Source organism: Variovorax sp. 05L425, assembly GCF_056397705.1.
In genome coordinates, this window is sequence record NZ_JBFTNY010000041.1 from 1 (window position 1) to 23,573 (window position 23,573).

A 23,573-nucleotide genomic window follows, 5' to 3' on the forward strand; every position below is an offset into this window, starting at 1 on the left:
CCGCCGTCGACGTAAAGGATGTGGCCGTTGACGAAGCGCGACGCATCGCTCGCGAGGAACACCGCCGCGCCGACGAGGTCCTCCACGTCGCCCCAGCGCCGGGACGGCGTGCGGCCGATGAGCCAGGCGCTGAAGTCCGCATTCTTGACCAGTGCGTCGTTCAGTTCGGTCTTGAAATAGCCCGGCCCGAGCCCGTTGACCTGGATGCCGTGCGGGCCCCAGTCGATCGCCATGCCCTTGGTGAGCATCTTCACCGCGCCCTTGCTGGCGGTGTAGGGCGCGATGCCAGGACGGCCGAGCTCGCTCTGCACGGAGCAGATGTTGATGATCTTGCCGCGTTTGCGTTCGATCATGTGGCGTGCGACGGCCTTGCCGACCAGGAACACGCTGTCGAGATTGGTCTTCATCAGCTCGTGCCAATGCGTCTCTTCGAACTGGTCCAGCGGCGCGCGGCGCTGCATGCCGGCGTTGTTGACGAGGATGTCGATCGGGCCGATCTCGGCCTCGATGCGTTCGACGGCGCTGTTCACGGCGTTGCCATCGCTGACGTCGAAGGCGGCGGTGAAGACCGTCGCGCCTTCCTCGCGCAATTGGGCGGCGGCCTTTTCGAGCTTGTCGGCGGAGCGCGCATTGAGGATCACACGGGCGCCCGCGCCGGCCAGTCCGCGCGCGAGCGCGTAGCCGATGCCGGCGCTGGAGCCGGTGAGGAGGGCGGTGCGACCGGTGAGGTCGAAGCTCTTCAGTACAGAATTCAAGGCGAACCTTCCTAAGGGTTTTGGATGCACGGCCGTCTCAGCCAGTGCAGGATGGCATCTCGTTGGGATTCGACGCGCCACAACGCATTGACGGGCAAGACACCGCTTTCACCGACAGGCGACTCAAGGGTCTGGAACTGATTGTCAACCAGGCTCGCCGAGAAAAAGTGAGAAGCGCGATTCGCGACCCGGCTGTGTGCCTCGTGCCGATCGATGTCGATGTAGGCGAACTTCAGGCTCGGCGATGCCTTGCGCAGTCGGTCCCGATATTCTCGTTTGAGCGCGGAGCATGTGAGGACAGCGCTCCCCTTGCACTCCTGCAACAGCAGCCCCAAGCGGTCGAGCCATGGATGGCGATCGGCATCAGTCAGTGCAACGCCATCGCGCATCTTCCTCAGGCTTGAAGGGAGGTGGTGATCGTCCCCCTCGATCAGGTGAGCGTGCAGCGCGTTGGCGACCGCCGCAGCCACAGTCGATTTGCCGCAACCCGAGACCCCCATCACAACGAGCTTCGATTCGAGCATGTCAGCCTGCGAGCACCTCGGGGTTGACTGGGGTCGGTGGCCGTCCAGCATTCGGGCCCTGGCCCAGCGCCGAAATCAAGTTGTCGATGGTGAGCGCCGCCATCGCCCGGCGCGTACGAATCGACGCACTGCCGATGTGCGGCGTCAGCACGACGTTGGACAAGCCCAGCAGGGCGGGGTGGACCTGGGGCTCGCCCTCGAAGACGTCAAGCCCTGCGGCCGCGAGCGTTCCGTCACGCAACGCGGCTGCCAGCGCGGCGTCATCGACGATACCGCCTCGCGCAATGTTGGTCAGCGTGGCGGTGCGCTTCATCTGGGCAAGTTCGGGTGCGCCGATCGCATGGTGCGAAGAGGGCGAGTACGGGACGACAAGAATCAGATGGTCCGCCTCGCGAAGTAGGGTCGTCTTGTCGACATGGCGTGCGCCGGACTCCGCTTCGGCGTCCACGCCAAGGCGCGATCGGTTGTGGTAGATCACCTGCATGCCAAATCCGTGTGCACCTCGCCGCGCGATGGCGCGGCCAATTCGCCCCATTCCCAGGATGCCGAGCGTGGAGCCGTGAATGTCGCTGCCCGCGAACATGTCGAACACGCCGGTTTTGGTCCACGCCCCCCGGCGCAGGAAGTGTTCGGATTCAGTGAGACGCCGTGCGGTGGCCATCATGAGCGCAAACCCATAGTCGGCCGTGGTTTCGGTCAGCACATCGGGCGTGTTGGTGACCAGCACGCCCCGCGCCGTGCACGCGGCGACATCCACGTTGTTGTAGCCCACGCCGACATTGCAGACCGCCTTGAGTTGGGGGCAGGCGTCCAGCAAAGTGGCGTCGATGCGCTCGCTGCCGGTGCTCATCACACCCTGCTTGCCCTGGAGGCGCTGGCGGAGTTCGGCCGCGCTCCAGATGGTGTCTTCGGGGTTGTCATCGACGTCGAAATAGAGACGCAGGCGCTCGGCGATGTCGGGAAAGGTGGCACGGGTGGCCAGAACGGAAGGGCGCAAGATGTCTCCGGGTTTTCGATGGTGGAAGTACGAGACCGCGACCTTACGCACACGCCCCGGTTGCACCAAGACGACTTCGCTCTGATCCCATCCGGAAAACTGATGCCACATCGCGAGAAAGCCGGATGAGAGAGGAGGGCCATCAGCAAATGCGATCGCCGTAGAGCGAAGGCATCTTGGCGGCGCGAGCCGATACCTCCTACTGTTCGTTTCGTAGAAACCGCCATAGGAATTTCAGTGAACCCATCCCGGATCTCGTCGCGCATCCGGCGCATCAAGCCTTCGCCGAGCAGTGCGGCCGCCGAGCGTTTCGCAGAACTGCGGCGCCAAGGCAAGGACATCATCAACCTGGCCATCGGCGAGCCCGATTTCGATACGCCAGCCCACATCGCCAAGGCTGGTTGCGAGGCAATCGAACGCGGCGACACGCGCTACACCCCCGTGGCCGGCACCCTTGCGCTGCGGCAGGCCATCGCCGCCAAGCTGAAGCGGGAAAACGAGTTGGACTACGCGGCGCGCGACATCATCGTGACCTGCGGCGCCAAGCATGCGTTGTTCAATGCGTTGTCGGTCACAGTGGAGGAGGGAATGGAGGTCATCATTCCCGCGCCTTTCTGGGTGTCGTACCCCGACATGGTGCTCGCCTGCGACGGAACACCTGTGATCGTCCAATGCCGTGAAGAGGATGACTTCCGCCTCACACCAGCCGCCCTGGAGGCGGCGATCACACCCAAGACGCGCTGGCTGGTCTTCAACTCTCCCACCAATCCCACCGGTACCACCTACTCGTCGGCGCAGTTGCGCGCGCTGGCCGACGTGCTGATGCGGCATCCCCAGGTGATGGTGCTGACGGACGACATCTACGAGCACATTCGTTTCGGTGATGCCGCGCCAGAGCACCTGCTGGTGATCGAACCTGGATTGCGCGACCGGACATTGCTGGTCAACGGAGTCTCCAAGACGTATGCCATGACCGGCTGGCGCATTGGTTACGCGGCGGGCCCGGCCGACATCATCGGCGCGCTGGACATGCTCCAGTCCCAGTCCACCAGCGGCGTGTCGTCCATGAGTCAGGCAGCCGCCGTGGTCGCCCTCAACACGGAAGCGACCTTCCTGCCGGAATGGGTGGCGACCTATCGTCAGCGCCGCGACACGGCCGTGCGGCTGCTCAATGAGATTCCCGGCATCCGTGCGCGCGCGCCGGGTGGCGCCTTCTATCTTTATCCGCACTGCGGGGGCCTGATTGGCAAGCGAACGCCCGAGGGCAAGGCGCTCGAGACGGACAACGACGTGGTGATCCATTTCCTGGAGGCGGGCGGCGTCATGGTGCTGGCGGGCACGGCCTACGGCTTGTCGCCGTATTTCCGGATGTCCACCGCCACCAGCGTCGAGCAGATCGAGGAAGGCTGCAGGCGAATCGCCCGCGCGGTGGTCCAGCTGGTCTGAACCCCATCAGGAAAGGCGATGCCCGAAGCCGGATTCCGTATTGGCCCTTTGGAAGCGCCGTTCCTACCATTCGTTCACGTTCCCACCATTCACCTGAAATCGACCGGAGAAATGCGATGAGCTGTTATCCCACGACCCCCACCGTTGGCGCGGCTGCACGGGGCGCCGCCGTTGCGCTGCTGGGCCTGTGTGCCTTCACGTATGCCGCGGCCCAGGCGGGCGATCCGATCAAGATCGGGATCATCAGCCCGATGAGCGGCCCGAATGCGCGCTATGGCGCCTTCGCCAACAAGGGCGCCGCCCTGGCGGCGGCCGAGATCAATGCGGCGGGCGGCTTGCTCGGCCGCAAGGTGGAACTGGTGAGCGGCGACAGCCAGTGCGTGCCCTCGGAGGGCGTCGCCGCTACGCAGCGCATGATCAGCCTCGACAAGACGCCGATCATCATCGGCGACATCTGCAGTTCCGTGACCCTGGCGATGGAGCCCCTGGTCGAGGAATCGAAGGTGCTGCTGGTCAATGCGGCGTCGTCCAACCCCGACATCACCTACAAGGCGGGTGTCGGCGGATTCAAGTGGACCTTCCGCAATTACCCGACGGACGAGGTGCGCGCGGCGACCGTGCTGGAGTACTCGGTCAAGACCAAGGGGTTCAAGAAATTTGCCGTGCTGTCGGTCGACAGCGACTACGGCCGCGGTGCGATCAAGTTCACCAAGCGCTACCTGCCGAAGTACGAGGGTGCCGAGATCCTGAGCGAGGACTACTACAAGGACTCGGAGACCGACTTCCGCACGGTGCTCAGCAAGATCCGCCGCTCGGGCGCGCAGGCCATCATCCTCTACGGACAGGCCGACACCACCCCCATCATCGCCCGCCAGATGCTCGAGCTGGGCTTGGCCGGCAAGATCGCGCTGGTCGGCAATGGCGAGTTCAACACCAAGGACACGATCGCCGCGGCGCCGAAGGTCATGAACGGCGCGGTCGAGGCGGCGGCATGGTTGCCGGAAGTGCCGGCGGCGCGCAGCCTGAAATTCGTCGAGGACTACAAGAAGGCGAACGGCGGCGAGATGCCGAACAACCATGCCTACACCCACTACGACACGCTGCAGTTGGTGGCCCAGGCCATTCGCAATGCCAAGAGCGCCAAGGGCGATGACGTGCGCAACGCGCTGACCACCATCAAGTACGAAAGCCCGATGGGCAGCGTGACCTTCGACGACCACAACCAGGCGATCCTGCCGATGGCGCTGGTGGAAATCGTCGATGCCAAGCCGGTCATCAAGGGAATGATCACGACCAAGGTCGACTACGGCGCGAGCGCCAAGTAAGGCGCACGGGCGTCGCTCCAAGGACAACCCCGTGGACTCCTTCATCTTCGAGCAGATCGTCAACGGCATCATCACCGGGTCGATGTACGCCCTGGTGGCTGCCGGCATGACGATGATCTTCGGCGTGCTGCGCGCCATCAACTTCGCGCACGGCGAGTACTACATGCTGGGCACATTCGCGGCCTGGTGGGTGATGAGCCACCTGACCTCCGAATACAGCCTCGCGATCATCGGCGGTGTTGCGATCGTCAGCGTGATCGCCGTGGTCATCGGCCGCCTCGTCATGCAGCGGCTCGTGGGGCAGCCCTTCCAGGCCGGCGTGCTGGCCACGCTCGGCCTGTCGCTGATCCTGCAGAACGTCGTGATCCTCGCCTTCGGCGGCGGCTACAAGGTGTTCTCCGGCGGCTGGATCGAACCGATCGAGATGGGCGCTTTCGGCATGTCGCAGCAGCGCGTGATCCTGGTCGGGGTCACGATCATCGTGTTCGTCGCCCTTGAGTGGATGGTGCGCAGTACGCGTCTGGGCCGTTCAATTCGCGCCGTTTCGCAGAACATCGAGTGCTGCCAGGTCAACGGCATCGACGTCGAGCAGGTGGTTCGCAAGACCTTCCTGATCGGGGTGGCGATCGCCGCGCTGTCGGGCATTCTCACCGGCCCCATCAACGTGAGCATCTACGGGGGCATGGGCGAGTCGATCACGCTCAAGACCTTTGCCGTGATCGTCATGGGCGGCATGGGCAACGTGCGCGGAACGCTCATCGCCGGACTCCTGCTCGGCGTGGTGGAAAGCCTGGTTGCCGGCTACATCGGCCTTCAGTACCGCGACTCGGTCGGCTTCATCGCCTTGCTCCTGATGCTGATGCTGCGCCCGCACGGCCTGTTCAGCAGCAAGGCCAGGTTCTGACAAATCACCCCATGCAACAGGCCATCATGTCAACCACCACGCTGGACACCCCCCGCCTGCCCGCTGCGCGGCTTGCCACGGTCAACTGGAGCGCTTGCGCCCTGGCCATGGTCGCGCTGCTCGCGGCACCGCTCTTCCTGGGCGACTACTACCTGCACGCCATGGTGCTGGCGATGATCTTCCTCCTGCCCGCCCTGGGCCTGAACCTGATCCTTGGCTACACCGGCATGCTCTCGCTCGCACAGGGCGTCTTCTTCGGCATCGGCGCGTATGTGTCGGCGCTGATGTCGATCCACTTCGGCACGTCGTTCATCGTGAACCTCGTGGCGGCGGGACTGGCGGCCGGACTCATCGCCTTGCCGCTCGGCATTCCGGCGCTGCGGCTGCGCGACACCTCCTTCGTGATGTGCACGCTGGGCCTGGTCGTGATCGCGCAGATGGTGTCGAAGAACTGGGTCGACCTGACGCGCGGCGACATGGGCCTGTCGGGCGTGCCGCGTCCCCGGCTCGGCTTCGGCGAGTGGGCCTTTACCGTCATCAAGGCGCCCGAGTATTTCTACCTGACGCTGGCGATCGCCGCGCTCGCGCTGCTGGGCTTCGTCGCCCTGATCCGCTCGCCGGCCGGCCGCTGCATGGTGGCGATCCGCGACAACGAGCGGCTGGCCGAGTCGCTTGGCGTGCCGACCTGGACCTACAAGCTGCTGGTCTTCATGCTCAGCGCAGTGTTCGCCGGTCTCGGCGGCAGCCTCTACGCCCACTTCTCGACCGTGGTGAGCCCGCTGGTGTTCCAGGCCTACTACTCCAACACCATCCTCATCATCGTGTTGGGCGGCGGTGTCGGCAAGATCCCGGGTGCGGTGATCGGCAGCTTCGTCTTCGTGGCGGTGTCGGAAGCGCTGCGCATCACGCCGGAACTGCGCATGGTGATCTACGGCATCGTGCTGCTGGGCCTGGTGTTCGTGTTCCCGCAGGGGTTGGCGCCGCTGTTCGAGCGCTTTGCCGCACGCATCGCAGGCGTCGGCAGCGACAAGGGAGCGGCGAAATGACTGCCGATTCATGCATGCTTCGCATCGAAGGCCTGCGCAAGAACTACGGTGCGGTGGCGGCCCTGCAGGGCGTCGACATCGAAGTGCGGCGTGGCGAGGTGATGGGCCTGATCGGTCCCAACGGATCGGGCAAGTCGACACTGTTCGACTGCTGCACCGGCTTGCAGAAGAGCGACGCGGGCCGCGTGCTGCTCAAGGGCGTCGACATCACCGACTGGCCGATGAACCGCATCGCCCGCGAAGGCCGCTTCCTGCGCAGTTTCCAGAAGACGGTGGTCTTCCCGACACTGGACTGCGAGGAGAACCTCGTGCTCGCGGGCCAGATGTCGAGCTTCCCGAACGTGCTGTCGACCTTCTGGATCGGGCCCTCCGCCAAGCGGCGAGTGAGCGCCTTGCGCAAGCGTGCGAAGGAACTGATCGAGATCGCGGGCCTCTCGCGCGTCGCGCACCTGCCGGCGGGCAACATGTCCGGCGGCCAGCAGAAGCTGCTCCAGTTTGCCTCGATGCTGATGCCCGAGCCGGAGCTGATCCTGCTGGACGAACCGCTGGCCGGCATCAATCCGATCCTCATCGAGAAGGTGATCCAGAGCATCGAGCACGCGAACCGCGAGCTCGGCGTGACCTTCGTCGTGATCGAGCACAACACGGACGTGCTGATGAACCTGAGTCACCGCGTGGTCGTGCTGCACCAGGGCGCGAAGCTCGCGGACGACACGCCCGAAGCCGTGGTGAAGAACCCCGAAGTCATCGAAGCCTACCTGGGCGGCTGAGCACGGAGCACATCATGGAACTCGAAATCGACAACCTGTACGCCGGCTATGGCCACCTGGACATCCTGCACGGTGTGGACCTGAAGATCCGCCACGGCGAATTCATCACGCTGCTTGGGCCCAACGGGGCCGGCAAGTCGACGCTGCTGAAGTCCCTGTTCGGCATGACCACCCACAAGGGCGGTGCCATCCGCTGGAAGGGCAAGGACATTGCCGGACTCAAGCCGCAAGCCATGCTGGGCCACGGCATTGCATACGTGCCGCAGGGCCGCTGCAACTTCCAGCTGATGACCATCGACGAGAACCTGGAAATGGCGGCCTACACCATCAAGGGCGGCGACCTCAAGGGCGAGCGCGACTACGTCTACGACCTGTTTCCGATCCTGCAGAAGCGCCGCAACGAGCTGGCCGGGAACATGTCGGGGGGCGAGCAGCAGTTGCTCGAGATGGCCATGGCCGTGCTGCGCCGGCCCGAGATCCTGCTGGTCGACGAGCCGTCGGTCGGGCTCTCGCCGCAGGCGATCACGCTGGTCTTCAACGAGCTCAAGCGCCTGCACAAGGGCGGTCGCACGATCCTGCTGGTCGAGCAGAACACGCGCAAGGCGATGGAAGCGGCCGAGCGCGCCGTGGTCCTTCGGCTTGGCAAGGTCATCTGGGACAGCCCGGTTGGCGAGCTGAGCAACGCCGACCTGGGCGAACTGTTCATGACAGGTCGCCGCGCATCCGACACCGCCACCGCTTGATTCCAGGCAACTCAACCGAACACACAAGGAGCTGAAAAGCATGAAACTGGCATTCGACACAGGTGGCACGTTCACCGACTTCGCCATGACCGAGGACGACGGCAACATCCTGCTGCACAAGGTCCTGAGCACGCCGGACGCACCTGCGCGTGCCGTGCTCCAGGGCGTGGACGAGCTGCTGGCCAAGGTCCGCGCCAGGGACGCTGGCAAGGCCAAGGCCAACGAGGCCTTGCAGATCCTCGGGGCCACGACGGTGGTGACCAATGCGGTGCTGGAGCGCCGTGGCGTGCACACGGCCTTCATCACGACCGACGGCTTCCAGGACATGCTGCGCATCCGCACCGAAGGCCGTTACGACCTCTACGACCTGCGCATCCAGTACCCCGACCCGCTGGTGTCGCGCGAATTCTGCTTCGGCGTGGAAGAGCGCATCGCCGCCGACGGCACTGTGATCAAGGCGCTGGACGAGGAGGGCGTCCGCGCCATCGCCCGCACGCTGCTCGAACGAAAGGTCGAATCGGTCGCGGTGTGCTTGCTGCATGCCTACAAGTACGCGCAGCACGAGCAGCGAGTGGCCGAGTTGATCGCCGAGGTGGCGCCGGGGATCTCGGTGTCGCTGTCGTCAACGGTCTGCCCCGAAGTGCGCGAGTACGACCGCGCATCGACCACCGTGGTCAATGCTTACACGCGCCCCATGATGGTCGGCCATGTGAACCATCTTGAGCGCGAGCTGTCGCAGCGTGGCGTCGAAGGGCAGTTGCTGTGGATGACGTCGAGCGGTGGTGTCGTGCCCAGTTCGTCGGCGTCGCGCACGCCGGTGCGCCTCATCGAATCGGGCCCGGCTGCCGGTGCCGTGGCCGCCGCCGACTATGCCCGCCAGGCCGGCGAGCAGAGTGTGCTTTCCTTCGACATGGGCGGCACCACGGCCAAGCTGTGCCTGATTCCGAACGGCCAGCCGATGGTCGCCAACGATCTCGAGGTGGCGCGCCACGAGCGCTTCCGCAAGGGCAGCGGTTTCCCGCTGAAGATCCAATCGATCCACATGATCGAGATCGGCGCCGGTGGCGGCAGCATCGCGGCGCGCAACAAGATGGGCCTGCTGAGCGTCGGTCCGCGCAGCGCCGCAGCGGCACCGGGACCGGCCTGCTATGGCCGCGGGGGCACCGAACCGACCGTGACCGACGCTGACCTGCTCCTGGGCTACCTCGACGAGAGGTCCTTCCTCGGCGGCGACTTCGCGCTCGACCGGCCGGCAGCCACAGCAGCGATGGCGCGCCTCGCGAAGGACCTGGGCATCACCGCCGAGCGCGCCGCCTGGGGCATCCATGACATGGTCAACGAAAGCATGGCCGAAGCCGCATCGATGCAGGCGACCGACAGCGGCGTCGACCCGCGTGCACTGCCGCTGATCGCCTTCGGCGGGGCAGGACCGGTACATGCCTATGGCGTGGCGCGCAAGCTCGGCATCCGCAAGGTGATCTGCCCGCTGGGCGCAGGCGTTACTTCTGCCATCGGCCTGCTTGGTGCGCCGGTGGCGGCTGACTTGTCGACCAGTCTGCCGATGCGCCTGTCGGCATGGAACCCCAGCGCGGTAAACGTGGTCAAGTCCAGCCTCGCCGCCCAGGGCCGTGAGGTCGTGCTGGCCAGCAAGGTGCCGGCTGATCGCATCACCTTCTCATACACGGTCGACATGCGCCACGTGGGGCAGGGTTACGAGATCTCGGTCGCGTTGCCCGATCTGGACCCGGCCGACCCGGCCTTCCTGCCCGAACTGCTGTCGCGCTTCCATGCGAACTATGTGGCGCTGTACGGCCGCGCCGTGACCGGAACCGACGCGGAGATCATCACCTGGCGCATCCGTGCCAGCGGCCCCAAGGCTGTCGTGTCGCTGGCCAACTTGCGCGGCGAAGCGGGCGCGGTGCGCGACCCGCGCAAGGGCACGCGGCCGGTGTTCTTCTCCGAACTCGGCAAGACCGTCGACACGCCCGTCTACGACCACTACGCGCTGCTGCCGGGCGTGCCTGTCCAAGGCCCCGCGATCATCGAACAGCGCGAGTCGACCGTCGTCATGGGGCCGAACGCGAGCGCCTCGCTCGATGCTCAGCACAACCTCATCATGCTTCTGAACTGAAGGCCACACGTCATGTCCATGCTCAAGCCCGACTTCAACGACCCGATCACGCTGCAAGTGATGTGGGACCGCCTGGTGTTCATCGCCGACCAGGCCGACAGCGCTCTCGGGCGCACCGCCTTTTCGCCGATCGTGCGCGAGAACCACGACTACGTGAACGTGCTGCTCGATGCCAAGGGCAGGGCGCTGGCGCAGTGCACCTGGTCGATCCCGGTGTTCATCACCACACTGCCGATGGCCGCGCAGAACTACTTCCTGCCGGCCTTCCCGCCAGAGTCGCTCGAGCCGGGCGATGTGCTTGCGACCAATGACCCGATCATCGGCACCGGCCACCTGCCGGACATGGTGATGCTCACGCCGATGTTCCGCAACGGCAAGATCGTGGCCTACGCGGGCAGCATCGCGCATCTGCCCGACATCGGTGGGCGTCCACAGTCGCCCGATTCGACAGACATGTTCGAGGAGGGCATCCGCATCCCGATGCTCAAGCTGTTCAAGGCCGGCAAGCCCAATACCGACGTGTTTTCCGTGATCGAGGCCAGCGTGCGTCTGCCGCACGAGGTGCGCGGCGACATCCAGAGCATGGTGGCGGCCAACGAGGTGATGTGCCGTGAGTTCACGCGCTTCATGGACGAATACGGCCTCGACGATTGCGAAGGCCTCGGCGAAGCCATCTTCAGCCGCTCCGAGCGTCACATGCGCAGAGCCATCGCGGCGTGGCCCAACGGCAGCTACAAGGCAGACATGACCATCGACGGCTTCGAGACGGAGGTCAAGCTGTGCGTCAGCGTGGAGGTAGGCGACGATTCGATCCATGTCGACTACACAGGCACTTCTCCTGAGGTGGCGCGCGGCATCAACGTGGTGCCGCACTATCGCGTGGCGCACAGCGTCTATGCGCTGAAGTGCCTGCTCGACCCGGACACGCCGAACAACGAGGGGTGCATGGTTGCCTTGACCGATTCCGCCCCTGAAGGCTCCATCCTGAATCCGCGCCCGCACGCGGCAGGCGCCGCGCGCAACCTGGTCGGCCACTGCATTCCCAGCCTGATCTTCAAGGCGCTGCAGGACGTGGTGCCGGAGGGTGCGATGGGCGACAGCGGCGGCGCGCCGATCTGGGGCATCAACTGCCAGGGACAACGCTCCGACGGCACGGCCTATGGGAGCGCGCAGAACTTCCACGGCGGGCAGGGTGGTCGCTCGTCGATGGACGGCCTCGACACCTTGAGCTTCCCGTCCAATTGCCGCGTGACGCCGATCGAGATGTACGAACTGGCGGTGCCGGTGCTGACGGAATGCAAGGAGCTGATCCCCGACTCGGGCGGGCCGGGCAAGTTCCGTGGCGGCTTGGGTCAGCGTGGCGTCATCCGCAACCTGTCGGACCGCGAGATGAACATCTACCTGAGCACCGAGCATGTGAAGTACCCCTGCCTCGGCGTGCTGGGCGGACAGGCCGGCCGCAACGGCGCGGTGCTGCATGACGGGAAGGCGGTGTTTGCGAAGGGGCGGCTCGTGCTGGCGCCCGGCGAGCGCCTGCAGATCGAACTGCCCGGCGGCGGTGGCTGGGGCGACGCGCAGGAGCGCTCGCGCGAACTGGTGGAGGACGACCTGAGACAGGGCCTGGTCAGCTCCGAGCGTGCGCGTCTCGATTACGGTTACCTGCCCACACCGGCGCCCGTCGCTGCGCCTGCGGGCAAGCCCGCCAAGGTGCTCGCGTGACGGCCGGTGCCGCGTTGAAAGGGCAGGTCGCGCTGGTGACCGGTGGCGGCTCGGGCATCGGCCGCTCGACGGCGCTGATGCTGGCCGGCGAGGGCGCACGCGTGGTGGTCATGGGCCGGCGCAAGGAGCCGCTGGAAGCAGTGGCGGCCGAGATCCGCGCGGCGGGCGGTGAGGCCTGGGCCCGGCAGGCCGACCTGCAAAGCCGCGAACAGTTGCAGGACCTGGTGCGGTGGATCGAGGCCGAGGTGGGCCCGGTCGGCATCCTCGTGAACAACGCAGGGCTGACCAGCCGCGTGCGCAACATCCGCTGGATCGAGGCGGATGACTGGGAGTCCGCCATCTCCGTCAACCTGACGGCCGTGTACGTGCTGATCCAGGCGGTGCTTCCCGGCATGCTGTCGGCCGGCGCGGGCACCGTGGTCACGGTGTCTTCGCTTGCGGCGTTGCGGCCGAACCTGCTGGGCGGTGCGCCCTATGGCGCTGCGAAGGCTGCGGTCGTCAACCTCATGGGCTTCCTGCACGGCACCTTCCGCAACAACAACATCCGCTCGACCACGATCCTGCCCGGCGAGGTCAACACACCAATCATGGACACGCGGGTCCGCCCGCCCACGGCTGACGAGCGCGCCGCAATGGTGGCGCCCGAGGACGTCGCACGCGCCATCCTGCTGGCCTGCACGCTGCCGCAAGGCACCACGATCGAGCGACTGGTCATCAGCCCCACGCTGGCGCGCGACCAGGGGCCGGATGTCGAGATCAGCCGCTGGCTTGGCGCTCCTGATGGCACGCCCGGCAAACCCTGAAACGAGACATGCAGAGAGAAATCCAATGAGCACTTCACTTCACCAACGCCTGGCACGCGGCGACTCCGTGCTGATGGTCAATCCCAACCACGTCTCGCCGACGCTGTGCGAAAAGCTCGTGCGCTCGGGCGCCGATGCCGTCTTCATCGACTGCGAGCACGGGCTGGCCAGCTTCGAGGACGTTCACCACATGGCCAAGGCCGCGCGCTATGCCGGCGGCTTCGGCATCGTGCGGCCTCAGAACCAGGAACGCTCGACCATCACCCGCTGCCTCAACGCCGGCGCGGACGGCGTGATGGTGCCGCTGATCCACACTGCCGAGATCGCACGGCAGGTGGTGCACACCTTCCGCTACGCAGTGCCGGACGACCATGAAAACAAGCTGCTGGTCGGAATGGTCGAATCGGTCGAAGCCGTGCGCAATCTCGACGAGATCCTGGCCGTCGAGGGCATCGATGTCTACTTCGTCGGGCCAGGGGACTTGTCGCAGTCGATGGGCTACTCGCCCGCGGTCGCGCCGGGCAAGCGCCGCGCCCAGCCGGTGCTCGACCTGGTGGACCAGACCTTGCAGCGCATTCGAGCAGCGGGCAAGGTGGCGGGCACGTTGGTGGTTCGGCAGGACGTGGAGCACCTCGTCTCGGTCGGTGCGCAATTGCTTTACTACCATGCCGACCCGTTCGTGGCGGAGGGCGTGGGTGCGATGCGTCAGTTGTCCACGCCGGCGACGGCGGCGCTCGAAGCGCACTGACGGATCAACCACCGTCAGCGAGGCGGCAAGCCTGGCGCCTCGGGTGCACGGATGCCGGCAAAGCGCCCCTCCACGAAGAGCTCGTCGACCTGTTTGCGAAGGATGGCCAGCACTGCGCTGGCTTGGTCGGACATCGGCAGGTGGTCGGTCACGCACAGTGAGATCGTCGCCTGCATCCCGGGATCGACGATGCGGCGGACAACGGGCCGCTCGGCGGTAGACGACACGCCCGCCACGGCGGCAGGCAGGATCGTGGCGCCGAGCCCAGCATCGATTGCCTGCCGTAGCGTGGCCGCCGATTCGATCTCGGCCGTGATGCGTGGCGCGACGCCAATGCGCGCAAATTCGTCGTCGATCATTCGGCGCAGGAAATGCATCCGGCTCGGCAGCAGCAGATCGAACGCAGCGAGTGCGCGCAGCGGAATCGTCTGGTCGTCGGACGGTGGCAATGTGGTCCCGGCCGGCGCTACGAAGAACAGCTCCTCCGTGAGCAGCGGCTGCAGGTGCAGGCCCTTGATCGGGCTGCCAGCGTAGATCACGGCCATGTCCATGCGGCCGGTCATCACCATCTCGCTGAGGACAAGTCCGAAGTTGTCGTTGATGAAGAGGCTGACATTCGGGCAGTCGCGACGAACAGCCTGCAACAGCGGCGTGGAGAGGGCCGACGCGGTGCTGTAGGTCGCGAGGCCCACCGACACCGGGCCGGCGATGAAGCCCTCATCGCTGCGGGACATCAACTCGCCCTCTGCCTGTTCGAGGTGGCTGAGAATCAACTGTGCATGCCGATAGAGCGCATGGCCCGGCCGCGTAGGCGTGACGCCCGTGTTGGAGCGGCTGAGCAGCTTGTGCCCGAAGTGATCCTCGAGCGAAGCGATGTGCTGGCTCAGCGCCGACTGCGCCACGCCCAGTTGCTGTGCGGCCGCCGAAACGCTCCTCGCGTCCACGGCAGTGACAAAGCTCTTCAACGTCTTGAAATTCACCGTCATGGTCAGCTGATCGTAACCCCGGTTGACGCTTGCGGAGGATGGCTTGATGCTTGCTTGAAAGAGCCATCAACAACCTCGAGGCCCCATTGAATCTCCGGCGTTTGAAGTACTTCGTGAAGATCGTCGACGTCGGCAGTTTGACCCAGGCCTCCGAGGTGCTCCATGTTGCCCAGCCGGCGCTGAGCCAGCAGATTGCGACGCTGGAGGGGGAGTTCAAGCAGCAACTCTTGCTGCGCACGCAGAAGGGCGTGGAGCCCACCGAGGCGGGCAAGGCGCTGTACCGCCATGCGCAACTTATCTTGCGCCAATTCGAACAAGCGCAGGCGGATGTGCTCAACGCGGGCCGTGCATTGTCCGGCCAGGTCTCCGTGGGGCTGACCCCCGGTTCCGCGGCCTCCACCCTCGCGTTGCCGTTGCTCCAGACCGTGCACGGCCGCTATCCCCAGATCGTGCTGCACATCAACGAGAACCTCGGCACCACGTTGTGCGATGTCGTCCGCGAGGGTCGGATGGACATGGCGGTGCTCTACGGCGGCGGACGCAGTGTGCAAGGCCTGTGCTTCGACCAGTTGCTGACGGAGAGCCTCTTCGTCGTCGCTCCGCCCGGCGTCTTGGGGGCCGGGGACGAGGTCACGCTCGACAGCCTGCGGGACGTCGACCTGATGCTGCCACGCGCCAACAACGAACTGCGTCGACGGGTCGACCAGGCGTTTGCGGCGGTGCACTTGGTGCCGCGTGTCGTCGCGGAAATGGAATCGTCCGATACGCTCGCGGCGGCGGTAGCGTCCGGGGTAGCGGCTACGATCCTGCCGGGCTCGGCTGCACGTGGCGTGGCGGCCTCGGCCTCATGCGATCTTCGCCGTATCGCCTCCCCGACGATCGACATGCCGCTGGCGTTGTGCTTTTCGGATCACCTTCCATTGTCCGAGCCAGCACAGGCGGTGAAGGCCATCCTGCTTGAACTGGCGAACAAGCGGATGGTAAATCCGGTAGCACCGGACACCTAGGACTTGGCGTTAGTCGGCCCAACCGAAGTAACAACGACTTCCGTGTCATCGTAGATCGGAGGCTGGCCGGCAGGACGCCCATCTGCAAGCCACCAGGCAAGCGACGTCAGGCTCAAGCCCTCCGCTCGACCCATTGAGCGCGCCAGGCGGGCGCCTCGAAGGGATCGGCGAAGTATTGGGTCTCGCGCGACACCTTCCCGTCGCGGAACTCCATGATGCTCACGGTGAAGGCGCTCTTGCCCTCGTAGTCGATCGCGTATTCGGTGACCCAGAGATCGCCCTCACCGACGATTCGACGAACCGCAAACCCCGACGGCTTGCCCGGGTGATGGCTGCGAAGCGCCTGCAGGTTGTGCCGGCCGTGGATGACCTCGCCCGACTGCGGATAGGTGCACACGGCATCGTCGTGGTAGATCTCATGCTCCACGGCCTGGTCACCTGCTGCGGAGGCAGCCCAATGCCGATCAATGGCCGTCCGAATGCTCTGCTCATCCATCGTTGACCTCCATTCGAGTCCACTTGCAGTTGATCCTGTCATGAACGTGCATCCTTCGGTGGGGGTCCATCCCGAAGGGCCCACGACCGACGAGTCCTTCGCGTGGCGAGGCGCCTGATCGGCATCACGCTGCTGGTCGATGGCGTCGGCGGGTGCTGATTCGCGCGCTCGAGCCCACGCACGGTCTCGAGCAGATGCACCGACGCCGGGGCCTGGAGAATCCGCGGCTTCTGTGTTCGGGGCCAGGGCGGCTCGGGCAGGCGCTCGGCATCGATGCGAGCTTCAATGGCTTGCCGCTGGACGCACCGCCTTTCCGCCTGCTCGCCTTGCCGGACGACCAGCCCGGGCCCGTGCTGGCCGAAGGACCCCGCATCGGGATTTCGCGGGCCATCGATCTGCCCTGGCGCTTCGGCGAGAAGGCGTCACGCTTCCTGAGCAAGCCGTTCAAGCCATGACCAGGGCATCACGGGGAGCTCAGGAACCCAATCACGGCAGCCCGGTCGTCCTTCGACATCGCCTCGAACTTTCCTCTACGTCTTCATGCCAGAGTGCGACGTATAGACGTCCGGCTGGGAAGACGTGGCCGATCTTGCATCTCGTGGCTACGTCCTGGGAGCCAGGCAGATTCCGTGAATCAGTGATGCGACTCAGAGAATTGCGAAAGAAAACGACCGCTCAACGTCAGTCCGAATGTGCTGAATGCGTTCCCTGTTGAGCCGCTCGGCGGCCTCCGGGTCGCCAGCCTCGATGGCCTTCATGAGCTTCTTGTGTTCAACGATCGCAGCCGCCATACGCCCGGGTATCAGGGCGGTGCGCTTGCCCATGAGCCGGAGGCGGTTCTCGATTGCCATCACGTACTGGATGAGCGTCTCGCTGCGAGAGCACTCGGCCAGCGTCCTTCGGAATTCGAGCGCGGCATCCAGGTACTTCGACACATCGTGGGCCTCTTCGGCCTTGGCCATGCGCTCCAGGATCTTTCGCAGGCGGGCTCGCTGTTCCGGGTTGATCTCCTTGGCCGCGCGCCGCGCCACGAGTCCTTCCAGCACCTCCCGGATGTCGAGCAGTTCGATGATCTCCGACGGCTTGAGCTGGGCCACGGTGACGCCGACGAAGCGTGTGCGGGAAACAAGCCGCTCCACCTCCAGTTGGCGAATGGCTTCCCTGATGGGTGTGCGGCTCACGAGGTATTCCGCCGCCAGATCCTGTTCGGTCAATTTGTCTCCAGGCTTGAGTTCGCCGGCCAGGATCGAACTTCGAATCCGCTCGCAGACTTGCTCGGCCGACAAGGTCGGCGTTTCTCGCTTTGCACGAGGTTGGGGCCTTGGCTCATTCATGCCCGAGGTTATACCCCAGGGGTCGGTCGTCGACGTCAGCATCTGGCCGTGCGCTCCTGCAGGTATTCGGGCGCTTTCGCGGGCATCTGAAGCAGCAGCACCTGCAGGCCCTGCGGCCCCGCTTCGAGCAGGCCGGCCGGCTCGGCGGCCGCCACCTGACGGCTCTCCCAACCGGTAAGCCACGTGCCTTCATGGCGCATGCTTCCGGACATGACGAACTGGAACTGGCCCGAGGGTGCGGGCACCGGCGCCTCGATGTGTGAGTCTGGAGGCAGGTACCACACGCAAGCCTCCAGATGATCAGGCTGCGGAGAAATGAGGTGAGTCACGCAGGGCTCCGCAAGCCGCGCGAGATCGTGAACCGGCAAGGCATCGAGCGGTGGACCTTGCATATGACGCTTGGGGCCGCGAATCATCTTGTCCCGCGCGCTGTCGATGAAGTTCGCGCCGCTCTCGTACACCGCGCGGATCGTGAAGTAGCTCAGGCCTTGCGGGCCCGCTACGACGGGACCATAGCCGGTGTACGCGCCGGCGTAGTGGACCGAGCCATGCCGCACGTCATGCGCGCCGAGCTTGCCCGAGCCGGCCATCACCACCTGGAACTGGTTCTGCGTGTGGAAGTGCGAGGCCAATACCGAGTCCGGCGACTGTTCCACGAGGAAGACGGTCGGGGACCACAGCGGATCTTTTCCGCCGTCCATCCATTCGCTGCGATGGAATGAAAACCCGTCGGGAAGGGCGCGCGCGTGTCGCGACATCCGCGCGCGTTCCGAAGTGCCAATCAGCATCGCGCGTTACTCCAGCTTTGCGCCGGAGCGCTTGATCACGTCCGACCAGCGCTTCACTTCGGCATCCAGGAAGCTCTTGAACTCGCTCGCCGACGACGTGCGCGGTCGGCCGCCGAGCATGACGATCTGCTTCGAGAAATCCTCGGAGCGAACGATCTTCGCGAGGTCGGCACTGAGCTTGTCGACCTCGTCCTTCGGCGTGCCCGCGGGAGCGAGAAGACCGACCCATGGAACGAGGTCGAAGCCGTCGATACCGCCTTCCGAAACGGTGGGCACATCCGGCAGCAGCGTGGAGCGTTCCTTCGAACTGATCGCGATGGCGCGGATCTTTCCGGCCTTGATCAGGGGCAGCGCGGGGGCAATGGTGTCGAACGACACCTGCACCTGGCCGCCGGCCAGATCTGACAGCGACTTCGATGCACCCTGATAGGGAATGTGTTCCATCTTCGTGCCGCTGCGCCGCAACAGCTCCGCCATGGCCAGGTGCGAGACCGAGCCATTGCCGGGCGACGAGAAGCTGAGCTTCCCGGGGTTCGCGCGCAGGTGGGCCAGCAACTCGGGCAGGGACTTGACGGGCAACGCGCTGTTGACCAGCAGCAGCAGCGGCGCGTCGTAGATCAGGCCGATGGGTTCGAAGTCCTTGATCGGGTCATAGCGGACGTTCGTGAAAAGGAACGGGTTGCCCGCCAGCGCCGCCGAGGCCGACAGCGTGAGCACGCTGCCGTCGGCCGGCAGCTTGGTCACGGCCGCCAGCGCGATGCTCCCCGATTGGCCCGGCATGTTCTCGACGATCCATGTACGGTTTGTCATCTTTCCGAGCCGCTCGGCGAGCAGTCGGCCGACGCTGTCGACGGACTGGCCCGGCGGGTAACCCACAATGATCTTGCCGACCGTCGGGCCTGCGAATGCAGCCGAGCCATGCAGGGCTCCGAGGAGCACCAGAAACCTGAACATCGCAGTCAATACGCTCTTCATTTTTTGTCTCCATCATTTTTGAATGTCCTGAAGCAGAAAGGTCGGCTAGCGTTTCCTCATCATCTGGATGACGGAAGAGAAGTCGAGCCGCCCCTGGCCGCCGTGGCAATGGATCGCATAAAGCGAGGCCGCAGCCGCACCGAGCAGCGCCGGCGAGTTGGAGGCCATCGCGGCCTGCTCGGCCAGCCGCAGGTCCTTCAGCATCAGCTCGGAGGCAAAGCCGCCTTCGTAGTCGCGGTTCGACGGCGATGTGGGCACGAGTCCGCGCTCGGGCGAATAGCTCGTCAACGCCCAGCACTGGCCCGATGAGGTCGATGCGATGTCGAAGAACTTCTGCATGTCGAGTCCGAGGTTGCGCGCCAGGTTCAGCGCCTCGGACACCGCGACCATCGAGACGCCCGTGATCATGTTGTTGCAGATCTTCGCGGCCTGCCCGGCCCCCGCCTTGCCCGCATGGATGATGTTCTTTCCCATCGCGCGCAGCACGGGCAGGCCCCTGGCGAAGGCGTCGTCCGAGCCGCCGACCATGAAGGTCAGCGTACCCGCGGCGGCACCGCCTACGCCGCCCGACACCGGGGCGTCGAGCGAGAGCACGCTGCGCTCCGCCAGCGCCTTGTGAAAGCCGGCGCACGAGGCAATGTCGATGGTCGAGCAGTCGATCGCCACGCAATCGCGCGGATAGGCGATGCCTTCGGTCGCCATCACCTCGAGCACGTGCTTGCCGCTCGGCAGCATCGACACGACGAAGTTCGCACCTTCGATGGTCTCGGCCACGCTCTGCTGCGGCTTCATGCCGTGCTCCGCCGCCTGGCGCAAGACGGCCTGGCTCATGTCGAAGCATTTGACCTCGTGGCCCGCGCTGCGCAGGTTCACGGCCATGGGCATGCCCATGTTGCCCAGTCCGATGAATCCGATCACTGACATGGGTTGTCTCCTTTCAGTTCGTGGGGTGGCGCTTCAGGCCAGGCTGAAGATCACGGTCTTCTTGTGCGTGAAATGGTCCAGCATGGCTTCGAGCGACGCTTCGCGGCCCAGGCCCGACTGCTTCACGCCGCCATAGGACAGGCCCGGCTGCACGACAATGTTCTGATTGATCTGCACGAAGCCCGCCTCGAGCCTGCGGCTGGCGTCCAGCGCGGTCTTGAGGTCGCGCGTCCAGATCGTGGCAGCCAGGCCGTAGTCGCTGTCGTTGGCCTGTGCCAGCGCGTCTTCGTAGTCCGAGAACTTGATGACGCATGTGACGGGCCCGAAGATCTCTTCACGCGCCAGGCGGCTCTCGTTGTCCAGGCCGGTGAAGATCACGGGGCGCACGAAGAGGCCGTCCTTCAGGTCGGCGTTCGTCGGCAGAGCCGAGCACTCGTGGCACGTCGCGCCCGGCGTGCTGCGTCCCACCTCGATGTACGACCTGACTTTGTTGTACTGGTCTTTGGAAATGATGGTGCCGATGTCGGTCGATTCGTCGAGCGGGTCGCCCATCTTCATCGCGTCCACCTTCGCCTTGACCTTTTCGACGAAGGTGTCGTGCATGCTGTGGTGTACGAAGATGCGGCTGGCGGCCGTGCAACTCTGGCCCTGACGCGTGAAGCGCATGCCGGCCACGGCGCCCGCCACCGCCTTGTCGATGTCGGCGTCACCCATGACGATCATCGGGCTCTTGCCACCTAGCTCCAGCGTCACGGGAATGAGTTTTTCGCCCGCGGCCCTGGCGACGATCTTTCCGGTCTCGACGGACCCCGTGAAAGTGACCTTGCGCACCTTGGGGTGCGCGACGAGCGGCGCGCCGCAATCGGGCCCGAAGCCCGAGACGATGTTGAGCACGCCCGGCGGCAGCAACTGGTTGAGGATCTGGCACACGCGCAGCACGGCCAGCGGCGCTTCCTCGGCAGACTTCACAACCACGCTGTTGCCCGCGACCAGCGCCGGCGCAATCTTCAGCGCCATCAGCATCATGGGCGCGTTCCACGGAATGATCACGCCGACGACGCCGACGGGCTCACGCGTCGTCACCGTGAGCATGTCGGGGCTGAAAGGCACGGACTCACCCTTCAGTTCCGAGCCGAGTCCGCCGTAGAACTGGAGCGAGTCGGCTACGACGGAGGCCTCCACGCGACTCTCCGTCCTGAGTGCCTTGCCGGTTTCCAGCGCAACGAGACGTCCGAGTTCCTCGACGTGTGCGCTCAGCAGGCGCGCGCACTCCGCGACGAGGGTGCCGCGTTTGCGAGCGGCCATCGCAGCCCACGCGGGCTGTGCGGCGTGGGCGGCGTCGACGGCGCTGGCGATATCGCTCGCATCGCTCGCCGGCGCCGAACCGATCGTGCTGCCGGTGGCCGGATTGATCACGGGAAGTGTCTTGCCGGAGTGCGCCGGCACGAGCTTGCCGTTGATGAGGTTGACGCCGCTGAGCGTGCGTGCGAGACGCAAGGGATCGACTTCGCGTTCGATGGTGTGTTCCATGGCATGTGTCTCCGATGTGGCGAGCGCTCAGCTCTTGATGTCGGCGACCACGGGCCAGCGCTTCTTCACCTTGATGATCCGCGCGCTGCCGCGCCGAACATAGCGCTTGGTGTCGTCGACGCTGGCCTGGTAGTCCCATACCGGCTGGATCGCGTCGGGCAGGTCCTTGATGAACTTGCGGCGCGCCTGGCTGTGCAGCACGCGCGATTTGATGTCGTCCGCATCCCAGCGCGACTGCACCTCGACCTTCAGCGCGGCCAGGACGTCGGGGAGCTTTGCCGCCACGTTACGAAGTTCGTCGGGATCGGCTTCGAGGTCATAGAGCTGGTCGGGGTAGCCGTGCGTGTAGACGTATTTGTAGTGCCCCTTGCGCAGCATGCAGCACGGGCCGGTCACGCCCTCTGCCGTGTATTCCACGAAAGCGGTGGCGTCGATGTGTTCGGCCGCGCCTTCGATGACGGGCTTGAGCGAGCGGCCATCGATCGGCTCCACCCATTCTGAAGATTCCTTGCCGGTTGCGAAGGCCATCAAGGTCGGCAGCAGGTCGACGTGCGACGCGGGCTCCGAGATCCGGCGCGGCGTGGTCGCGCCGGGCGGTTTGAACAGCAGCGGCACCTTGGCCGACCAATCGAAGAACACGCGCTTGAACCACATGCCTCGCTCGCCCAGCATGTCCCCGTGGTCCGAGGTGAAGACGACGATGGTGTTCTTGTCGAAGCCCGTGCGCTCGAGCGTCTTCAGCAGGTTGCCCACCTTGTCGTCGATGTAGCTGACCATCGCGTAGTAGGCGTGGCGCGCGCGCAGGATCTGCTCGTCGGTGGCCGTCTGCTTGTCCAGGCCGTGCGAGTACTGGATCCATTGGCTCAGCATGTCGCGCTCTTCCATGGGAATGTCGCGCACGTTGGGAAGGTTGATTTCAGCGCGGTCGTAGCGGGCCAGGTACTCCGGCAGGATGTGAAAGGGCGGATGCGGGTGCGTGTACGACACGCACATGAAGAAGGGCTGCTCGTCGTCGCGAGCCAGGTCGTACAGACGCTGGATCGACTTGGTCTCGACCTCTTCGTCGTAGTCCAGTTGCAGGCTGCGAAAGCACTCGCCGCTCTCGTCGACGGTGCTGAGGTTGTGGCCCGGCGAATAGAAGCTGAACTCGCCCTCTTTCCAGTCCGCCGACCAGCCGAAGTCGGCCGGATAGATGTCGGTGGTGAGGCGTTCCTGGAAGCCATGCTTCTGGTCCGGGCCCACGAAGTGCATCTTGCCGCTGAGGATAGTCTTGTAGCCCTCGCGGCCGAGGTAGTAGGGCAGCGTGGGCGTCGACGCCTCGAACTCGCAGGCGTTATCGAAGGCGCCGATCTCGGTCGCGAACTGGCCGGCCAGCAACGAGAAGCGCGCCGGCGCGCACAACGGGAAGTTGCAGTACGCGTTGTCGAACACGACCGACTGTTCGGCCAGCGCTTGCAGGTACGGCGTCTTCACCGCCGCGTTGCCGTGGAACGGCAGAACCGGCGCCGAAAGCTGGTCCGCCATGATCAAAAGGATGTTGGGTTTCTTCATCGATGTCTCCTGGGGTTGGTCTTACATTGCATAACCGTTGTATGCAATATATAGTCTGAGGCGTTGATGCA

23 protein-coding genes are annotated in these 23,573 nt (G+C 65.2%); 12 read left to right on the forward strand and 11 right to left on the reverse strand.

Annotated elements, in window-relative coordinates; all coding sequences use genetic code 11:
* The 3 genes from AC1DN9_RS28590 to AC1DN9_RS28600 form a co-directional block, all read right to left on the reverse strand.
* Positions 1-755, reverse strand: a 755-nt coding sequence (locus AC1DN9_RS28590) for a glucose 1-dehydrogenase (protein WP_478105636.1), incomplete at its 3' end; no start/stop codon positions are given.
* An 11-nt stretch (positions 756-766) separates the two neighbouring features.
* Complete coding sequence (locus AC1DN9_RS28595) at positions 767-1,279, reverse strand: gluconokinase (RefSeq protein ID WP_478105638.1); 513 nt, start codon at positions 1,277-1,279, stop codon at positions 767-769.
* A gap of 1 nt (position 1,280) precedes the next feature.
* Positions 1,281-2,276 (reverse strand): 2-hydroxyacid dehydrogenase, encoded by a 996-nt coding sequence (locus tag AC1DN9_RS28600; RefSeq protein WP_478105640.1) that lies wholly within the window; start codon positions 2,274-2,276, stop codon positions 1,281-1,283.
* Between the two features lie 237 nt (positions 2,277-2,513).
* Here AC1DN9_RS28600 and AC1DN9_RS28605 point away from each other — a divergent pair, with 237 nt between their 5' ends.
* From AC1DN9_RS28605 to AC1DN9_RS28650, 10 genes are all read left to right on the forward strand, one after another.
* Positions 2,514-3,722, forward strand: a complete 1,209-nt coding sequence (locus AC1DN9_RS28605; protein ID WP_478105642.1) for an aspartate transaminase — start codon at positions 2,514-2,516, stop codon at positions 3,720-3,722.
* A gap of 116 nt (positions 3,723-3,838) precedes the next feature.
* Entirely contained in the window at positions 3,839-5,047 is a 1,209-nt protein-coding gene (locus AC1DN9_RS28610) for an ABC transporter substrate-binding protein (RefSeq protein WP_478105644.1), read from the forward strand.
* Positions 5,048-5,078: 31 nt separating this feature from the next.
* Complete coding sequence (locus AC1DN9_RS28615) at positions 5,079-5,951, forward strand: branched-chain amino acid ABC transporter permease (protein WP_478105646.1); 873 nt, start codon at positions 5,079-5,081, stop codon at positions 5,949-5,951.
* A gap of 11 nt (positions 5,952-5,962) precedes the next feature.
* On the forward strand, positions 5,963-6,997 hold the full coding sequence (locus AC1DN9_RS28620) for a branched-chain amino acid ABC transporter permease (protein ID WP_478105648.1): 1,035 nt from the start codon (positions 5,963-5,965) through the stop codon (positions 6,995-6,997).
* Complete coding sequence (locus AC1DN9_RS28625) at positions 6,994-7,767, forward strand: ABC transporter ATP-binding protein (protein WP_478105650.1); 774 nt, start codon at positions 6,994-6,996, stop codon at positions 7,765-7,767. Before AC1DN9_RS28620 ends, AC1DN9_RS28625 begins: the two co-directional genes overlap by 4 nt.
* Positions 7,768-7,781: 14 nt before the next feature.
* On the forward strand, positions 7,782-8,510 hold the full coding sequence (locus AC1DN9_RS28630; RefSeq protein ID WP_478105652.1) for a branched-chain amino acid ABC transporter ATP-binding protein: 729 nt from the start codon (positions 7,782-7,784) through the stop codon (positions 8,508-8,510).
* 40 nt (positions 8,511-8,550) lie between these two features.
* Positions 8,551-10,641, forward strand: coding sequence for a hydantoinase/oxoprolinase family protein (locus AC1DN9_RS28635; RefSeq protein ID WP_478105654.1), 2,091 nt, complete (start codon positions 8,551-8,553; stop codon positions 10,639-10,641).
* A 12-nt stretch (positions 10,642-10,653) separates the two neighbouring features.
* Positions 10,654-12,360 (forward strand): hydantoinase B/oxoprolinase family protein, encoded by a 1,707-nt coding sequence (locus AC1DN9_RS28640; protein ID WP_478105656.1) that lies wholly within the window; start codon positions 10,654-10,656, stop codon positions 12,358-12,360.
* A complete protein-coding gene (locus AC1DN9_RS28645; RefSeq protein ID WP_478105658.1) occupies positions 12,357-13,163 on the forward strand; it encodes an SDR family oxidoreductase in 807 nt (268 codons plus the stop codon). Before AC1DN9_RS28640 ends, AC1DN9_RS28645 begins: the two co-directional genes overlap by 4 nt.
* A 25-nt stretch (positions 13,164-13,188) precedes the next feature.
* Positions 13,189-13,911: an HpcH/HpaI aldolase family protein gene (locus AC1DN9_RS28650; RefSeq protein ID WP_478105660.1), complete on the forward strand. Its 723-nt coding sequence runs from the start codon at positions 13,189-13,191 to the stop codon at positions 13,909-13,911.
* Between the two features lie 14 nt (positions 13,912-13,925).
* On the opposite strand, the gene AC1DN9_RS28655 is transcribed toward AC1DN9_RS28650, so the two are convergent.
* The gene (locus tag AC1DN9_RS28655; RefSeq protein ID WP_478105662.1) at positions 13,926-14,897 is read right to left on the reverse strand and encodes a LysR substrate-binding domain-containing protein; all 972 of its coding nucleotides are present in this window, start codon (positions 14,895-14,897) and stop codon (positions 13,926-13,928) included.
* 86 nt (positions 14,898-14,983) lie between these two features.
* Here AC1DN9_RS28655 and nac point away from each other — a divergent pair, with 86 nt between their 5' ends.
* Complete coding sequence (nac, locus tag AC1DN9_RS28660) at positions 14,984-15,904, forward strand: nitrogen assimilation transcriptional regulator NAC (RefSeq protein WP_478105702.1); 921 nt, start codon at positions 14,984-14,986, stop codon at positions 15,902-15,904.
* Positions 15,905-16,016: 112 nt separating this feature from the next.
* On the opposite strand, the gene AC1DN9_RS28665 is transcribed toward nac, so the two are convergent.
* Complete coding sequence (locus tag AC1DN9_RS28665; RefSeq protein ID WP_478105664.1) at positions 16,017-16,400, reverse strand: nuclear transport factor 2 family protein; 384 nt, start codon at positions 16,398-16,400, stop codon at positions 16,017-16,019.
* A 152-nt stretch (positions 16,401-16,552) separates the two neighbouring features.
* Here AC1DN9_RS28665 and AC1DN9_RS28670 point away from each other — a divergent pair, with 152 nt between their 5' ends.
* Positions 16,553-16,855 (forward strand): DNA-3-methyladenine glycosylase, encoded by a 303-nt coding sequence (locus tag AC1DN9_RS28670; RefSeq protein ID WP_478105666.1) that lies wholly within the window; start codon positions 16,553-16,555, stop codon positions 16,853-16,855.
* Positions 16,856-17,047: 192 nt separating this feature from the next.
* On the opposite strand, the gene AC1DN9_RS28675 is transcribed toward AC1DN9_RS28670, so the two are convergent.
* The 6 genes from AC1DN9_RS28675 to betC form a co-directional block, all read right to left on the reverse strand.
* Positions 17,048-17,686, reverse strand: a complete 639-nt coding sequence (locus tag AC1DN9_RS28675) for a GntR family transcriptional regulator (protein WP_478105668.1) — start codon at positions 17,684-17,686, stop codon at positions 17,048-17,050.
* An 83-nt stretch (positions 17,687-17,769) separates the two neighbouring features.
* On the reverse strand, positions 17,770-18,522 hold the full coding sequence (locus AC1DN9_RS28680) for a hypothetical protein (RefSeq protein WP_478105670.1): 753 nt from the start codon (positions 18,520-18,522) through the stop codon (positions 17,770-17,772).
* A gap of 6 nt (positions 18,523-18,528) precedes the next feature.
* Positions 18,529-19,497, reverse strand: a complete 969-nt coding sequence (locus AC1DN9_RS28685; protein WP_478105672.1) for a Bug family tripartite tricarboxylate transporter substrate binding protein — start codon at positions 19,495-19,497, stop codon at positions 18,529-18,531.
* Between the two features lie 45 nt (positions 19,498-19,542).
* Positions 19,543-20,421 carry a 3-hydroxyisobutyrate dehydrogenase gene (gene mmsB, locus AC1DN9_RS28690; protein ID WP_478105674.1) on the reverse strand — a complete coding sequence of 293 codons (879 nt, stop codon included), beginning with the start codon at positions 20,419-20,421 and terminating at the stop codon, positions 19,543-19,545.
* A 33-nt stretch (positions 20,422-20,454) separates the two neighbouring features.
* Positions 20,455-21,951: an aldehyde dehydrogenase family protein gene (locus tag AC1DN9_RS28695; protein WP_478105676.1), complete on the reverse strand. Its 1,497-nt coding sequence runs from the start codon at positions 21,949-21,951 to the stop codon at positions 20,455-20,457.
* 27 nt (positions 21,952-21,978) lie between these two features.
* Positions 21,979-23,502, reverse strand: coding sequence for a choline-sulfatase (gene betC / locus AC1DN9_RS28700; RefSeq protein WP_478105678.1), 1,524 nt, complete (start codon positions 23,500-23,502; stop codon positions 21,979-21,981).
* Positions 23,503-23,573: the final 71 nt, after the last annotated feature.